The 17,787-nt window shown below is 40.5% G+C and carries 11 protein-coding genes; 5 read left to right on the top strand and 6 right to left on the bottom strand.

What is annotated here, in order from left to right; translation table 11 throughout:
* Positions 1–11: 11 nt before the first annotated feature.
* From PKC55_RS05270 to gap, 5 genes are all read right to left on the bottom strand, one after another.
* Positions 12–2,042 (bottom strand): alpha-ketoacid dehydrogenase subunit alpha/beta, encoded by a 2,031-nt coding sequence (locus tag PKC55_RS05270; RefSeq protein WP_283686188.1) that lies wholly within the window; start codon positions 2,040–2,042, stop codon positions 12–14.
* A gap of 25 nt (positions 2,043–2,067) precedes the next feature.
* Positions 2,068–3,405, bottom strand: a complete 1,338-nt coding sequence (locus PKC55_RS05265) for a dihydrolipoamide acetyltransferase family protein (RefSeq protein ID WP_291127605.1) — start codon at positions 3,403–3,405, stop codon at positions 2,068–2,070.
* A 35-nt stretch (positions 3,406–3,440) separates the two neighbouring features.
* On the bottom strand, positions 3,441–4,211 hold the full coding sequence (locus tag PKC55_RS05260) for a lipoate--protein ligase family protein (RefSeq protein ID WP_135103705.1): 771 nt from the start codon (positions 4,209–4,211) through the stop codon (positions 3,441–3,443).
* A gap of 4 nt (positions 4,212–4,215) precedes the next feature.
* Entirely contained in the window at positions 4,216–5,565 is a 1,350-nt protein-coding gene (lpdA, locus tag PKC55_RS05255) for a dihydrolipoyl dehydrogenase (protein WP_324372157.1), read from the bottom strand.
* 379 nt (positions 5,566–5,944) lie between these two features.
* Positions 5,945–6,955 (bottom strand): type I glyceraldehyde-3-phosphate dehydrogenase, encoded by a 1,011-nt coding sequence (gap, locus tag PKC55_RS05250; protein ID WP_291127613.1) that lies wholly within the window; start codon positions 6,953–6,955, stop codon positions 5,945–5,947.
* Between the two features lie 161 nt (positions 6,956–7,116).
* On the opposite strand from gap, the gene PKC55_RS05245 reads away from it, so the two are divergent.
* From PKC55_RS05245 to PKC55_RS05225, 5 genes are all read left to right on the top strand, one after another.
* Positions 7,117–8,130, top strand: a complete 1,014-nt coding sequence (locus tag PKC55_RS05245) for a GlxA family transcriptional regulator (protein WP_291029300.1) — start codon at positions 7,117–7,119, stop codon at positions 8,128–8,130.
* 351 nt (positions 8,131–8,481) lie between these two features.
* Positions 8,482–9,738: a Gfo/Idh/MocA family oxidoreductase gene (locus tag PKC55_RS05240; RefSeq protein ID WP_291127615.1), complete on the top strand. Its 1,257-nt coding sequence runs from the start codon at positions 8,482–8,484 to the stop codon at positions 9,736–9,738.
* A 38-nt stretch (positions 9,739–9,776) separates the two neighbouring features.
* Positions 9,777–13,202 (top strand): DUF1080 domain-containing protein, encoded by a 3,426-nt coding sequence (locus tag PKC55_RS05235; protein ID WP_324372153.1) that lies wholly within the window; start codon positions 9,777–9,779, stop codon positions 13,200–13,202.
* Between the two features lie 297 nt (positions 13,203–13,499).
* Complete coding sequence (locus tag PKC55_RS05230) at positions 13,500–14,621, top strand: lipid II:glycine glycyltransferase FemX (protein ID WP_291128245.1); 1,122 nt, start codon at positions 13,500–13,502, stop codon at positions 14,619–14,621.
* A gap of 129 nt (positions 14,622–14,750) precedes the next feature.
* On the top strand, positions 14,751–15,296 hold the full coding sequence (locus tag PKC55_RS05225; RefSeq protein ID WP_135103712.1) for a DUF2179 domain-containing protein: 546 nt from the start codon (positions 14,751–14,753) through the stop codon (positions 15,294–15,296).
* 73 nt (positions 15,297–15,369) lie between these two features.
* Here PKC55_RS05225 and PKC55_RS05220 read toward each other — a convergent pair whose 3' ends face one another.
* Positions 15,370–17,718, bottom strand: coding sequence for a GH92 family glycosyl hydrolase (locus PKC55_RS05220; RefSeq protein WP_291128248.1), 2,349 nt, complete (start codon positions 17,716–17,718; stop codon positions 15,370–15,372).
* Between the last annotated feature and the right edge of the window lie 69 nt (positions 17,719–17,787).

Below are 17,787 nucleotides of genomic sequence, written 5' to 3'. Positions count from 1 at the left end.
TTTTGTTATTGTTAAAATTCAAGTAATTTCTTAGCAGCTTCATAGATTTTATCCACATTCGGAAGTACAGCTTTTTCTAGTATCGGATTGAAGCCTACAGGGGTGAAGGTAGAACCTACGCGTTGTACCGGTGCATCCAGATATTGGAACATTTCTGAACCAATTATCGCGGCAATTTCTCCACCAAGACCTGCAAATACTTTGTCTTCATGTACAATAAGTGCTTTACTTGTTTTCTTTACCGATTCGAAGATAGTCTCTTTATCCAATGGAACTAAAGATCGCAAATCGATTACTTCGACATCCCAATCCTCTTTAGCCAAACGTTCTGCCACAGAGAGGCTGAGTAGTGTTGTGTTTCCATACGTGAAAAGGCTTAGATCCTTTCCGGGACGGCGAACACGAGCTTTGCCAAAAGGTACTTCAAAATCTTCAGGTACAACTGTTGCTGCATCTACAGAGTTATATAAAGCTTTTGGCTCTAGAAATACGGTTAATCCTTCCGAACGTAAACTTGTACGCAACAGACCTGCTGCATCGTCTGCAAAAGAAGGATAAACGATTCTGCATCCCGGCAATGTTGCCAATGCCGCTTCAATATTCTGAGAGTGGTATATTCCGCCTCCGATATATCCACCCGATGCTAGTCGTAAAGTGATATTCGGTGAAAACTGACCGTTGCTGCGCCAGTAATCGTGCGTACATTCTACAAATTGTTCCATTGCCGGCCAAAAATAATCGGCAAACTCAGCACCTTCTATAACAACTCGTATCTTCGGGTCGAAACGGCTCATACCGTTTGCTGTTCCCACGATAAAGTCTTCTGCAATAGGAGCGTTGAAAATACGTTTTTCTCCAAACTCTTGTTGCATGCCTTTCGAAACGTTGAACACTCCACCTTTGTCTTTGTTTGCCACATCTTGCCCCCACAAGAAAGTGTCGGGATTGTGTCTAAACTCAGCTTTGAGTGTTTCGTTAATAGCCGTTACCAGATTTTTCTTTTCGCCCTCTTCATTATGCGTTCCATCCACATACTTTTCAGGTTTATATGGTTCCGGTATAACGAAATCGAAAATAGATTTAGGGTCAGGATCGGGTGCAGCTAAAGCTTTTTTGTTAGCAGCACTCACTTCTTTTTTTACTTCGGCTTCTATGGCTTGCAATTCTTCTTCTGTAAAGCGTTTGTAACGCAATAGCATCCGACGGAATTTATGTAAAGGATCGGCTTCTTTTACATATTTCAATTCGTTTTCATCACGATACAGAGTATGCTTATCCGAGTTGGAGTGTGAGCCGATGCGTACGCAATTGGCGTGCATCAATACCGGCTTCTGATTTGCAATAGCATATTCGCGAGCTTCGGCCATTGCATTCATAGAGTCGAAAACATCCTTACCGTTGCAATACATTATTCTCAGGTTTTTTATACCTGAATAGTTATCTACAGCCTTTCTGTTTGCTGTCTGATCTTTTTTAGGAACCGATATCCCGTAACCGTTATCCTGTATGACAAATATTACAGGCAGTTCTTCTTTCGATGCACCGTTTATTGCTTCAAATACATAGCCTTCCGACATGGCGGATTCTCCGTGTGACGTGATAGCGACACCTTTTTTCTCATAATATTTTATGGCACGGGCTACTCCTACAGCATGTAAATCGTGATTACCTGTGGCAGAAGATACGTTTTCTATGTGCCATTCAGGTTTGGCAAAGTGGTTCGACATGTGACGTCCGCCACTAGCCGGATCAGTTGCTTTCGATATACCGTTCAGTATCAGTTCTTCTGCAGTAAGACCTGCAGAAAGAACGGTTAGCATATCACGATAATAAGGGAACATGAAATCTTCGCCTTTAGTAAATGCCTGCCCCACTGCAAGCTGGATCCCATCGTGTCCTGCATAAGGAGCATGGTACGACCATCCGAGAGATTGTAGCAAATAGGCCGGGGCTTTTTCGTCGATAGCCCGTCCTAATGTCATCAGGTGATACCAGTTTTTTAAAGTTTCTTTATCTGTTGTTTTTATATCATATTTTTTCATATCTGTTTTTCTGTTTTGAGTTAGGTTAGGCATTCCAGTTTTCCAAATATTCAGCTATGCGGTACAAGAAGTTTCCTCCCAGCATACCGTCTACCACACGGTGGTCGTACGATAATGAAAGGTACATCTTATGTCTGATAGCGATAACATCTCCTTCGGGAGTCTCTACTACTACAGGTTTCTTCTCAATGATGCCTACACCAAGTATTGCTACTTCTGGTTGGTTGATAATCGGAGTACCAAACAAGCTCTTGAATGAACCAAAGTTGGTAATAGTGAATGTTCCTCCTTGAATTTCATCCGGCGACAATTTATTGGCACGAGCCTTGTTTGCCATATTATTCACTGATACAGCCAAACCGCTTAAACTTAACTTATCCGCATCTTTTATTACAGGAACAATCAGGTTTCCATCATTCAGAGAAACAGCAACACCAATGTTGATACGTTTTTTCTCTATAATGTTATACCCATCAACAGAAGAGTTGATGCGAGGAAAATCCTTCAATGCTTTTGCTGTTGCTTCAACTATCGGCGACATATATGTGAGGCTTACCCCTTCACGTTTCTTGAAAGTATCCTTGTTTTGTTCACGCCAGTTTACTAGTTTGGTTACATCTACTTCTATCACATTGGTTACATGCGGAGATATCTTTTTAGAAGCAACCATTCGGTCGGCTATAATACGACGTATGGCATCCATCGGAATCACCTGATCCCCATCTGCAACTTGTACAGGCGCTGCCTTTGGTGCGCTTTCTTGTGATGGTGCGGGAGCTGCCGGTGTAGACGCTTTTGTTGCCGGTGCCGGTGTTGTTGATACTCCTTTTTTCTTATTGTCTATGTATAGCTCAATATCACGTTTGCTGAGGCGTCTTTCGTAACCTGTTCCGGGTACAGAATCAAGTTCACTTTGACTGATTCCCGCGTCTTTTGCTTTCTGTAGAACAACAGGAGAATACCATCTGTCTGCTGTGCCTTTACTTACTTTTTCTTCCGATACTTTCGCAGGTGCGGCCGGAGTTGCTTTTTCTTCAGCCTTAGCTGGTGCAGGAGCAGAAGCCGGTGTCGGTTCTTCTTGTTTTGCAGCTTCAGTACTTACTTCTTCTTCGCCTTCTTCACCTTCCAGTTCAACGATAGCTACAACAGTACCTACTGATACTGTATCTCCTTCTTTGAATAATATCTCAAGAATTTTTCCTGATACAGGAGATGGAATTTCCGCACTGACTTTTGCTGTATTTACTTCAAGCAAAATGTCATCTTCATTGATTGTATCCCCAACTTTGATCGACCACGAAATGATAGTCCCTTCGGTTATACTTTCGCCCAATTTGGGCATTTTAATTTCAAATTTTGCCATGGTTTATATTGTATTATATTTTATAGTAATTTCTTTTAAATTATAGATTGAAATGCTTGTTCCGAGACCTTGGGTTTCTTCCCGTCATAATTCCATTCATCTGTTCCATATTTCTCATTCACCAGTTTCTTTATATTTAAAACATCTTCACTCGTGAATTGATAAATAGAATTTCCCTCTTTCTCATTCATGAAATAAGCCATGATATAATCTTTGAAACGATTTATATTTAATGGCTTATCTATATGGTTCAGAATGTTCGTAACAGGACTTTTTACCGACTTGACATAAATCCGCTTATCGACTTTGTTTTCCAGTTGTTTCGGATCACTTTCAAGCGTAGTAGTGAGCCTGTTGAGATCGGATGAAAAAAGCAGTGTAGCATGAAACATAACCCTGTCTTTGTGTACACATTGCGCACTGCCCGATATTTTGAGTCCATCAATGTTTATTGCCAAGCGTGTGTCTACCTCAGCATGGATGCCCAAAGTGGATAAAAGCAAAACTATTCTTTCTGTGAACCGGTGAAAGCCTATGCCTTTATTGTTTTCTATAAAAGTAAGGTTCAGATTACCCAGATCATGAAATACAGTTCCACCACCCGATGAGCGTCGTGCTACTTTGATATTATTCCTTTGTATAAAGTCGAGATTAACCTCGGCCAATACATTTTGGTACTTGCCTATAACTACTGACGGTTCATTCTGGTATAACATGAAAAATTCTTCTGAGAAATTTTTCAGAAGATATTCTTCGCTGGCCATGTTGAACCATGCGTCGGTATGTGTATTGTTAATACAAAGCATTTTGTTAAGAGAATAAAGTCTCGTGTATAATTTCAGCTACAGTTGGATGCGGATAGACATGTTTACGGAACTCTTCTACAGTGCTGCCATTTTCTATCGCAATTCCGGCCAACAGAATTAATTCAGATGCCGGATTACCCAACATATGGCATCCTATAATGCGATCGCTATTGTCTACTATGATTTTACATAGCCCGCTTCCTGTTTCATTTTCTGCAATGAATCGCCCTGAATAGGCCATGGGTAGTTTGAGCACACGGAAAGGTTCATTCTTTGCAGTCAGCTCTTCCTCTGTTTTTCCTACTCCTGCTATCTCGGGATTTGTATATACTACACTTGGGATAGCCTTATAACTCATTTTGTCATCCTCGCCAAGAATATGACTGATAGCTACTTCTCCTTCTCTGATGGCTGTATGAGCAAGCAACGAAAAGCCGGTAATATCTCCTGCGGCATATACACGAGGATGGCTGGTTTGCATATACTCATTAACCTTCACTCCGTTTTTGAGAAGCTCCACGTTTAAAGTCTCCAGTCCGAATCCTGTGGTAATAGCTCTACGTCCCACACTTACCAGTATCTTTTCAGATTCAATTGTTTGAGTCTTTCCATTTTTCTCTACAATTACACCTTTCTTGGTAACTTCTGTAACTTTGGTGTTCAGATGGAATTTAATTCCTCTCTTTGCATAATCGCTGCGAAGCATGGCTGATGTTTCTTTATCCATTACTCCAAGTATTTCAGGCATCATTTCTATAACATTCACTTCTACACCCATGCTATTAAAGAAAGAAGCGAATTCGATACCAATGACACCGCCTCCAATGATTGCGAGTGATTTTGGTAAGTCATCAAACTCTAAGGCTTCTTTCGATGTCCAGTAATTTACTTCAGACAACCCCTTTATCGGAGGTATAACAGTTTCGGATCCTGTGCATAATAGCAAATATTTTACTGAATAGGATTCCTTACCACTCGAAATGTTGATCTTATTATCCTTCTCCCCGGTGATGGTTGCTGTATCTTTAACTACAGTAACACCGTATGATGATAATTTAAAGCTGACTCCCGCCGTTAATTTTTTTACGACTTTATCCTTTCTGTCAATTATTTTTGATACATCGAAAGAAGGGGCGTTGTCTAATGTAATTCCGTATTTGCTTGCATTTTTTATGCTATCCAGTGTTTTGGCTGAATATAAAAGTGTTTTTGTGGGGATACATCCTTCGTTGAGACATACACCTCCGATGTATTTCTTTTCAAAAAGGATAGTTTTTAATCCGTTCGATGCAGCTATTTCGGCTGCATTATACCCTGCCGGACCTCCACCGATAATTGCGATATCAAATTCCATAGTCTATCTATTGATTGTTAGTTGTCAAAAAAGTTCGTTTTGTAATGTGTATATTACACATCACCCTATAAACAAATGAGAACAAGATAAGTTTTATCGATTTTAACTATTACTCTTATAGATAATCAATATGAGGTGTTTCTATAAGAAAAAAATGGTATCTGTACTTAGTTTTAGGATTGTAGGGGTATGGATTAAATGTGTTTAATTCTTTCTTTTTAATATTTTTTTACTCTTTTCAAATAAAAGAATAAATATCCAAAATTATATTTTTTGAGAGTATTCTTATGAGCTTTATAAAATCAACCTAAAATAATAAAAGAAAAAGAGGCTATTCTATATAGAATAGCCTCATATTATCTGTCAGCTGTATTAACTCTTATCCGTTTACTTTTTTCATTGCAGCGATAGAATCCAATACTTTACAAGAGAATCCCCATTCGTTATCATACCACGCTACTACTTTTACAAATGTAGGACTAAGCATAATTCCCGCTTTTTCGTCAAAAATAGCAGTGTTCGGATTGCCTATCATATCAGACGATACAACTTCGTCGGCGGTATATGCCAAATAACCCTTTAATGATCCTTCCGAAGCCTCTTTCATTGCTTTACAAATTTCTTCGTAAGATGTCGGTTTAGACAAACGTGCAGTCAGGTCGATAACAGAAACATCAAGAGTTGGCACACGGAAAGACATACCGGTTAATTTTCCGTTGAGTTCGGGAATCACTTTACCTACTGCTTTTGCGGCTCCTGTAGTTGAAGGGATGATATTACCCGAAGCAGCACGTCCTCCTCTCCAGTCTTTCAACGATGGTCCATCTACTGTTTTTTGAGTGGCAGTGGTTGAGTGTATAGTACTCATCAAGGCTTCTTCTATGCCGAACTTATCGTTCAGTACTTTGGCTACCAATGCCAGACAGTTAGTGGTACATGATGCATTGGATATGAACTGAGTGCCTTTCACATACTTGTCGTCATTTACACCCGGAACAAACATTGGAGTATCATCCTTAGATGGGCCCGACATAATTACATATTTTGCACCTGCTGCAATATGTGCTTGAGCTTTCTCCTTCGTAAGGAATAACCCTGTAGATTCTACTATATATTCAGCTTCAACCTCATTCCATTTCAGATTAGCAGGATCTTTTTCTGCTGAGATGCGGATTGTATTTCCATTGACAACAAGTTTGCCGTCTTTAGTCTCAATAGATCCATCAAATTGTCCGTGGATGCTATCATATTTAAGCATATAGGCTATATATTCAACATCCATCAAATCGTTGATACCAACTATTTGTATATCACTTCTGCTTTGAGCAGCTCTAAACACCAAACGTCCGATACGTCCAAAACCATTAATACCTACTTTAATTGCTTTCATAATGAATTGGTTTTTAAATGATAAAATATCTTGTTCTTTTTAGTACTACAAAGATACATTATAATATCTTTGTCTGAAATGACAAAAAATATACAAATCCTGCCAAGTCGGATTGATTTTACTAAATAATACTTATTTTTAGATTCTAAAATAAAAAACAGATGAGTAAACAGTTAAGAATAAGGCATATTGTGTTTCTGGTTCCTCCCAACTCCACACTGTTGACTATGGTTGGCCCATTGGAGGTATTTACCAAAGCAATCGAACAGTTTGATATGGTAGATAAGGATATTGATTTCACGTATCAGACGCATGTCGTATCTATGGGTAAGGGAAGGCAGATCGATACATCTTCGGGTTTATCGATATTAAGTGAAGGATGCTATACCGAGATAGATTATCCGATTGACACGCTTATTGTAACAGGATTGGCTCGCCATCTTGAGGATAACCTGAAGGATGAGATGATAGAATGGATCAAAGATCAGGCAAAAACGACCCGTCGGATATGTTCGGTCTGTTCGGGTGCTTTTATTCTTGCCGAAGCAGGATTGTTGGATGGGAAAAAAGCAACTGCCCATTGGTCGAGAAATGAAGCGTTGGAACAGATGTATCCTTTAGTAAATGTGCAGATAGCACGTATTTTTATTAAGGATGGAAATATTTATACAGCGGCAGGTATTACCTCCGGCATGGATTTGGCTTTGGCTCTCATCGAAGAAGATCTGGGACAGTCGTTTGCCTTGCATATTGCTCGCTGGTTGGTCTTGTATCTCAAACGTCCCGGCAATCAGGCACAATTCAGCTCATATTTAGATTCTAGATTGATCGGTAACCCAACTATCCGAAGGGTTTGCGAATGGATACTTGAACACCTGAGAGAAGACATCACGGTAGAAAAAATGGCAGAATATGCGGCAATGAGCCCTCGTAATTTTGCTCGTGTCTTTGTGCGCGAACTACGTGTAACCCCAGCGAAGTTTATCAATAAGCTGCGTGTGGAAAATGCCAGTCAACATCTTATCGAAACGCAATTATCTCTTGACGAAATAGCCGATAATTGCGGACTAAAGACAGGTGAAAATCTTCGCCGTCAGTTTATAAGCTTTATGGAGATAACTCCGGCTCAATATCGGAAAAGCTTCCGATCTTCTTGGGCGGACGTTGCTGTGTAGTAGATATTGGAGATTTATTGAATCCCTATGGACAGAAAGTTTATAGGGATTTTTTATTTTAGAAAGGATGCTTCATAGCGTTAATTGTAGTATTCTGTTTTAGTCTTTATCATGTCGTTTTATTGAATTGGCAAATGAAGAAAATGTACTATTCTTTTGCACAAACTTTCGGTTGTAAATTTTGCCTATATAATTCTGATTTTAATTATTATTTTTGCTATACTTCGTTATCTTTGTAGTACATGTGGTGAATTCCATCTGTTTTTTGTGCCTGTCATCGGGTGAATATGACATAATGATATTTAGCCCGGTTATTCTTAAAATCGAAATATTATCAATTTATTTTATATCATGAAAACAAATAGGAGAGACTTTTTTAAAATTTTAGGAAGCGCAGCAGCTCTTACTATTATTCCTCGTCATGTGATGGGTAGAGGTTACATTGCTCCCAGCGATCAGTTGACTAAGGGGATTATAGGAACAGGCAGCATGGGGCGTGGTCATGTGAATTACGCAGGCACAAGGTTAGTTGCTGTATGTGATGTGGATAAGAAACATCTGGAGTTGGGAAAACACCTTGTAACTGATAATATTGCAGCATATCACGATTTCCGCGATTTGATATTAGACAAAAATGTTGACATTGTTCATATAGCAACACCTCCCCATTGGCATGGTATAATGTCTGTGGAGGCGGCCAAGGCCGGAAAAGATATTTGGTGCGAGAAACCCATGACCCGTACCATAGGAGAAGGAAAGCGTGTGATGGAGGCCGTTAAGCAATATGGATCGAAGTTTCGTTTGAATACATGGTTTCGTTTCACTGATAATTTTTATGGATTGGGAACACCGGTTCGCCCGCTAAAGAAGTTGGTGCAGAGCGGTATGCTTGGTTGGCCATTAAAGGTTACGATCAGCAGGCATACAGGTTTCGACTGGAAATTCTACTGGGTAGGAAAAGAAAACCTTCAGCCGGAGGCTATTCCTGCCGAGCTTGATTATGATATGTGGCTTGGCCCGGCACCGTACAAGCCTTATAATAGTCATCGTGTACACCAAACGTTCCGTGGGTATTGGGATTACGACGGAGGCGGTTTGGGAGATATGGGCCAGCATTATATCGATCCTGTACAATATTTCCTTGGCAAAGATCATACCAGCCCGGTGAAAGTGGAAGTGGATGCGCCACAACAACATTCCGATGCAATAGGTACGTGGCGCTCTATCACATATACTTACGATGATGGTTGCCAGATCGTACTGTGGGGTGATGATTATGGAGATCCTAACACGCCGTATATATCAGGGCCAAACGGTAATGTTTATAAAAATTTTGTTTGTGATATACCTTATTGGGAAAAGAAACTAGCTGCCTATCCGGAGCCTGAAGAACAGGTTACAGATTTCATTGAAAGTGTGAAAACCCGCAAACAGTTTGCCCTTAACGAGCAGAATGGCTTCCGCTCGTCTACAATAGTAAATATGGGAATTGTAGCGTTGAGACTAAATCGCACGCTGCATTTTGATCCCGTAAAACTTGAGTTTGTGAATGATGATGCGGCTAACCGTTTGCTTGACCAACCAATGCGTGCCCCTTGGAATATTTAACCTGTACTATCAAAAACAAACAAGATAACAATATAATCATGAAAAAAATATACTCATTATTAGGCGTATTTCTGTTTTGTTCAGTGATGATATTTGCACAATATCCGACAAACAGAACCGCTAAAACCATTGTTGCTGATGTTTTGGCACAAATGCCGGCTCAGCAAACGGAACAATATTATGCCCAGATAAAAGATTTGGCTTCTACAGGAGAAGAAGGTGTTTTGCTGTTGGTGAAGATGATGAATCCTTTAGGTAAAGGAGCTAATTCGCAAGTAGAATTTGCATTAAGCGGACTTTCTCACTATGTTTCTGCCGAAGGGATGGGAGATAAAAGACAAGTGGTGTCAGGAGCTTATATCAAAGCCCTTGATATGGTAAGTGATCGTGAGATCAAAGCTTTTATTATCCGCCAACTAGAGCTGATAGGTAAGGATGAGGCTGTTGCTAAGCTTGCTACATATCTTGCTGATGAATCTCTCTGTGGCCCTGCTTCCGCAGCTTTATCGGCGATCAACACGCCGTTGTCACAAAAAGCGTTGTTGAATGCTTTAAGTGCTTCTGCCGACGATAAGTCTTCGGAAAGTATTATTTTGGCATTAGCTAAACTGAAAGTAACCGATGCCGAAAATTCACTAAGGCGTTTATTGGATACCAATGATACAGACAAGAAGAAAACTGTATTGTATGCATTAAGCCAGCTTGGATCAAAGGCTTCTTTGCCGGATCTAGCTCTTGCAGCCGAAAAAGACAATTATACAATGGGCAAAACTGGTGCTAACGAAGCTTATATTGCCCTCATTAAACGTGTACTGACTCAGGGAGATAAAAAAGAGGCAGAAAAAGCAGCCTCAGATCTGATGAAAAAAGCAGAAAAAGCAGGGCAAACACAGACCCGTTCAGCAGCATTACAAATACTGATGGAGGCGAAGCCTGCAAATGCCTTGCAGCAACTGCAGAGTGCACTGAAAGACGACAATCGTAATTACAGATATACTGCGTTGACATACGCTTCTGACTATGCAGATAGCAAAATGTATGCGGAGCTGATTAAATTATTGAAAAAGGCAAAACCTGATGCACAGTTGGATATTCTCAACTGGCTCGGGGAGGAATCTGAATCGCAGAATAAACGAAACGAAATAAAGCCTTTGATCATTGAACCTGCAATTGGTTTTTTGACGGCAGGTAGTGCTGATATGAAAAAATCGGCAGCAAATATACTGGCTAAGACCGCAGATCCGAAGGCGATAGCAGCTCTTGCTTATTTATTGAACGATGCCGATCCTAAAACGGTAGCAATAGCCAAAGACGCATTATCGGCTACAAATGGAGATATTGCTTCTGCCGTTGTTCCTGTAATAGCAGGAGCAAACGCAGCCGGAAAAGTAGCCGGATTACAGTTGTTGGCTGAGCGCAAATTTTCGGCTAATATAGCTACAGTGCTTGAACAAATCAATTCTACATCGCCGGATGTGCAGACTGCTGCATATACAGCTCTCAAAGATGTGGTTTCGGCAGAAAACTTAAACCAGTTGTATGCTCTTCTTGAGGCTGCTTCTTCAGAAAACGTTCCTTATGTTCAGCAGGCGATTGCAAGTGCTCTCCAGTCATATCCAAAGGAAAAACAATATGGTGTCATCATGGCTCGTATGGGGCAGGTGGGTAACGATAAACAGTATTTATATTATCCTGTGCTATCAAAGACGGGCGATGAAAAAGCATTGAGCTTCATTGTAGATCGTTTCAACAAAGAAAGCGGAGTGGCAAAGGATGCCGCTTTTCAGGCATTATCAGATTGGAAAGATATCGATGCTGCGCCTGAGTTGCTTGCTATTTGCAAAAACAGAGCGGATATCCTGTATTTCGACAGGGCAATTAACCGATATATCCAATTAGTCGCTAATCCTAAGCTTACAGGAGAAAACAGGCGTTTGCTTCTTACCGATGCTTTGGAAATAGCACGCACTGATGGGCAAAAGAATAGTATTTTGTCTCAGTTGGGTAATACAGGTTCTTATCTGGCTTTGCTATGTGCCGGACAATATTTGGATAGTAAGTCTTTGCAACAGGCTGCAGCAGATGCAGTGGCTAAAATAGCTTTAGGCAATAAAAATTATACAGGTAAGGTGGTAGAGGAACTGTTGAACAAGGTAATAGATGTATTGAGCAATGCTGACGCTGATTACCAGAAACAGGCTATCCGTAAACATCTGAATGAAATGCCGAAAGAAGAAGGCTTTGTTTCTATTTTCAACGGAAAAGACTTAGATGGATGGAAAGGCATTGTTGAAAATCCGATAGTCCGTGCGAAAATGAAACCGGCTGTGCTGGCTAAAAAGCAACAAGCAGCCGATAAGGTGGCAGCTGAACATTGGAAAGCTGAAAATGGAATCCTTGTCTTCGACGGAAAAGGAGGAGATAACCTTTGCACTGTGAAACAGTATGGCGACTTTGAAATGTATGTTGATTGGAATCTCGACCCTGTGGGGCCTGAGGCAGATGCCGGAATTTATTTGCGGGGAGTTCCTCAAGTGCAGATATGGGATGTATCACGTGTAAATGTAGGAGCACAAGTAGGATCGGGTGGATTATATAATAATGAGAAAAATCCAAAAGACCCATTGACTCTCGCCGATAATAAATTGGGCGAATGGAACACGTTTTATATTAAAATGGTAGGAGACCGTGTTACTGTAAAATTAAATGGAGTGCTGGTCGTAGATAATGTAATTCTTGAAAACTACTGGGATCGTAACCAGCCGATTTCGCCTATCGAGCAGATAGAATTGCAAGCTCATGGCAGCAAAGTATATTATCGTAATATATATGTTAAAGAATTGGAGAGGTCTAAACCTTTTGAGCTATCGGCAGACGAGAAAAAGGAAGGATTCAAGATTTTGTTTGATGGTACAAATATGCACCAATGGACAGGTAATACAACCGATTACCAATTGCAGGACGGCTGTATAGCTCTCGATCCGAAAGGTGGTCATGGCGGAAATCTTTATACAAAAGATGAGTTTGCAAACTTTATATATCGTTTCGAGTTTCAGCTTACTCCTGCGGCTAACAACGGGGTAGGTATCCGTACACCGATGGGTGTGGATGCTGCGTATGATGGCATGGAAATCCAGATCTTAGATCATGATAATCCTGTTTATAAAGATATCACACCATTGCAAGTACATGGTTCGGTGTATGGCATAATAGGGGCAAAACGTGCTAAGTTCAAACCGATGGGCGAATGGAACGAAGAGGAGATAATCGCAAATGGTAATCATATAAAGGTAACGCTTAACGGAGAGGTTATTCTGGATGGAGATATCAAAGAAGCAACCAAGAACGGAACAGCAGACGGGCATCAGCATCCCGGCTTGTTCAATCCGAAGGGGCATATAGGCTTCTTGGGGCATGGTTCGCCGGTTAAGTTTAGAAATATAAGGATTAAAGAACTGAAATAGGCTTTTTAGCAGGATAAAATAAGAGACTGCCTGAGTAGAGTTTTTCATCATCTCTCAGGCAGTCTCTTTTGTATTTAAGTTTTTCCAAATTATCTTATATAAAGGCTTTTAGGTCAGGAAGCAGATCGGGGAAAGTGACAGGTCAAAAGATCTGCTAAAAGTGTCACTTTTGTCACCTTTTAGGGGGTAAGTAATTGTAGCATAGTGTAATGTGTTTTTGTGGAGTTGTCACCTTTTATATCTTGGTTGGTTTTACATTTTTATTATGCCTATCTTTGCAGCTATTTTGAGAAAATCATGGTAATTGAAGTATTTGAAAAAGAAATAAGAGACATAAACGATACACCGATTGTACAACAAACAGCCTTTTGGTCTGAGGTGAAGAGTCATCAGGGATTGGGAACCAAAGCTTTCGACTTTAAGGTAAAGAATAGAGATATATACACAAACGTAGGGGGACACTCATATACTAATGCTGATGTACTGGTACTACAAAAGCCTTTAAACTCGGAATATAGCATGGCCTATGTACCTTATGGCCCCGAGATAGAGCCGTCTGAAGAATTTCAGGGACGTTTTTTAGAGGAGTTGTCTGAAATAATACGTTCTCATCTGCCTAAGAGTTGTATTGCTATCCGCTACGATCTCAACTGGCAATCGCACTGGTGCGACGAGAGCAACTATGATGACCAAGGAATATGGATTGGACCTCCCGAAAAAAAATATCAGGAGTTTCAGTTAAACTATGGTACAGTAGAGTGGAATCTGAGGAAGAGCAATTCAGATATCTTACCCTCTACTACTATATATCTTGATCTGAGTCTGTCGGAAGATGAGATTCTGATGCAAATGAAACCCAAGACACGGTATAATATACGCCTGGCAGAGAAAAAAGATATCCGTGTCAAGCGGGTAGGGTTGGATAAGATATCTATCTGGTACGATCTGTATAAAGAGACTGCTTTACGAAACGGACTATATATAAATGATATAGAGTATTTCTCCTCGGTGTTGACTGCAAAAGCAGATGACACTGCATCTCCGGCTCGGGTTGAACTCCTATTGGCAGAACACGAAGGAGAACCTTTGGCTGCTATATTCCTTGTTATGTCGGGGCATAGAGGGACATACCTATATGGAGCTTCATCTTCTCGCAAGAGAAACTATATGCCGACTTACGCACTCCAGTGGGAAGCTATAAAAATAGCGAAGGAATATGGTTGTACCGAGTACGATATGTTTGGCGTTTCGCCGGGACCGGATCATTCGCATCCCATGTATGGACTCTATCAGTTCAAGACCGGATTTGGTGGAGAGCTTTTTCATCATCTGGGCTGCTGGGACTATCTGCTGGATGAAGAAAACTACCGCTATCTTTTGATCAGCGAGATGAATGCACAAGGCTACTACTTGTCTTGACATTCTCTAACTATCCTTATTTAAGGGTAAAGATATCTAATATAGACTAGTTTCTTCTCATATTGTTTAATATGTGAGAAGTGATATTTTGTATCTTTATATTTATTCAAAAAATAAAAAAGGATTATTATGTTTACCATTTTTGAGACTTATCCTTGGTTGTTGCCTGTGATGATTTTCTTTGGCCGGATATGTGATGTAACGCTAGGTACATTGCGTATCATCTTTGTATCGAAAGGTGAAAAATATAAAGCACCGATTGTGGGCTTTTTTGAAGTCTTTATCTGGGTTGTTATTATTTCTCAGATATTCTCCCAAGCCAATAGTCTGGTTGCTTATGTTGCTTATGCTGCCGGTTATGCCGCTGGTAACTATGTCGGTATCTTGGTTGAGAACAGGATTGCCTTTGGGTATCAGTTGCTGCGTGTATACACCAAGAAAGAAGCTTTGGAACTTATAAAAGTGCTGAACAGCAAGGATATCGGAGCCACCTTTGTAAAAGGAGAAGGAGCTATATCTCAGGTTCATATTGTGGAGATCGTCATAGGACGCAAATCATTGAATGAAGTTATAGGTATAATCTCTGATTTTGATTCGAAGGTTTTCTATTTGGTCGAAGATATCAGGTATAAGAAAGAGGGGATATTTACATTGAAAAACTTTGCCAGGAAGTAATATAAAAAAAGCCTGCCGATAAGATAATCGACAGGCTTAGTAATGTAGTGAAAACTAAGACTCCATTACAAGTCTAATTCTTTATATAGCGAAGTGTCTCCTTCGGCTTAGATAACGACGGTGCTACAGATTCATCCGAAGTTCCCCATGATTTGTTCGGGTTGCTACCCAATACAAACTTAATGTCGGCTCCGTTCTTTATATCGTCGTAAGTAATATATGTCTTGTTATATTCTTTTCCATTGAGGAACATAGCCTGTATATAGACATTTTGCTTACTGTAATTCTCGGTGGTCATAGATATCTTCTTTCCATTTGCCAATGTAAGTTCTACAGCCTCCAGTCCCGGAGAACCTATCGCATAGATATTGCTTGACGGACATGTAGGATAGAATCCCATGCAGTTGAAGATATACCATGCCGACATTTGTCCGCAATCATCATTCCCGCTTAGGGCATCAGGCTTATTGCCATAGAACGTATCGAGTACATAGCGTATCTTTTCCTGTGCCTTCCAAGGTTGTTTGATATAGTTGTAGAGGTATATTATCTGGTGACAAGGTTCATTGCCATGCCAGTATGCACCAATTCGTCCTTGAATATCATGTGCACCCGGAATATCATCAGGCAGTTCCATTGTGAACATAGAGTCGAGACGTTGTTCAAAAACATCATTACCCATCTCGTTTATATATCCTTGTACATCCTGAGGTACATACCATGTATATTGATAGGTAAACCCTTCGGTAATATCTCCCCATCCATGAACAGATCCCGGGCCTGTATAGGCTATCGCATCGAATGGTGTTCGCCAGTTGCCATGAGAGTCGCGTCCTCTCATAAACTTGCTTTCCGGGTCTATCAGGTTTTGGTAAGATAGAGAACGATTGAGGAAATATTTATAGTCTTCTTCCTTTCCTAATTTCTTGGCAGCCATAGCTACGCAATAATCGTCATAGGCATATTCCAATGTCTTCGAAACAGACTCACGCTCTTTGTCGAAAGGTACCCAACCCATAGCAGTGTATTCCGGTAAACAATCATAATGTGGGTTCATTGCTGTCGTTTTCATTGCTTCATACGCACGCTCGTAGTCAAAGCCCTTGATGTCTTTTACTATAGCATCGGCAATAACCGAAACCCCATGATAGCCTATCATACACCACGTCTCATTTCCGTAGAAAGACCAGATAGGCAACATGTGCTCTACACTCTGGTCGTAATGAGCCAGCATGGAGTTGATCATGTTTGCATTTCTGTCAGGGTTCGTCAGGTTCAAAAGAGGGTGTTGGGCCCGGTATGTATCCCATAATGAGAACACGGTATAGTTGGTAAACTTACTATCGGTATTACGGATATTCGAATCGTGTGCCCTGTATTTACCATCTATATCTTCATATATGAAAGGATGTAGCGAGGCATGATATACAGATGTATAGAATGTTTCCAGCTGCTCTTTAGTTCCTTTTACTTTGTACTTATTTAGTTCTTTAGCCCAAAGTATTTCCCCTTTCTTTCTGAGGCTGTCAAAGTTCAGGTTGTCGAGTTCTTTCAGATTTGCAAAGGCTCCTGATGTGCCGGTGGAAGAGATCGCAACTTTTACTTCTATCTCAGCTCCTTGCGTAGCATCAAAATCAAGCCATCCCATAATTTTAGTACCATAGGCTACTTTATCGCTACGGAAGCGTTTTGTATCATAGATTACGGGCTTGCCGTCTTGCATGATTCCTGAGTGTTTGAATGGTTTGGAAAACTGTGCTACAAAATAAACATAGCGTTCGGGTCCCCATCCATTAACCAGCTTAAATCCGCAGATGGTTGAATCATTTTCTATTCTAAATTGTGACCATGCTGTTTTAAACCATTGTACATGATCCATATCTATCATCACAAAAGCACTATCTGTTTTGGGAAATGTGAATTTGAATATTCCGGATCGGATACCGGAAGTCATTTCTGCTTTCACATCATAGTCCAACAGGTCTACAGCATAATAATTGGGTGATGCCCATTCCTTATCATGGCTATATCGTGATCGGTACCCTTCGTCGGGGTTCTCGTGTGTGCCCGCAGTGTATTTCTTTGTGCCTGTACCGGGGATAAATAAGAAGTCTCCCAGATCAGGGATTCCTGTACCACTAAGATGTGTAAGGCTGAATCCCATTATTGTCATATGGTTATATTTATAGCCCGCTGCAGCATCATAATAGTCACAATCGGTATCGGGACTTATTTGTATCCCTCCAAAGGGAATCTGAGCTCCCGGGTATACGTTTCCAAATCCGGATGTTCCAACAAAAGGATTGACATAGGTATTTAAAGTCATATTTACAGCCATGTCTTCTGTTGGTGTCTTCTGACTACATGATAAGACTGTGAGATGTATAATAAGAATGGCAGCGGCCCGAAACAGTTTATTCATAATCTTCGTAATAAAGTTGAGAGTTTGTTTGCTATGGAGTTTGGATATGTATTGTCCCAAACTCCAGAC

It is taken from the genome of Dysgonomonas sp., from assembly GCF_035323175.1.
In the GTDB taxonomy this organism is placed as follows: domain Bacteria; phylum Bacteroidota; class Bacteroidia; order Bacteroidales; family Dysgonomonadaceae; genus Dysgonomonas.
This window is presented reverse-complemented; position numbering and strand designations above follow the sequence as displayed.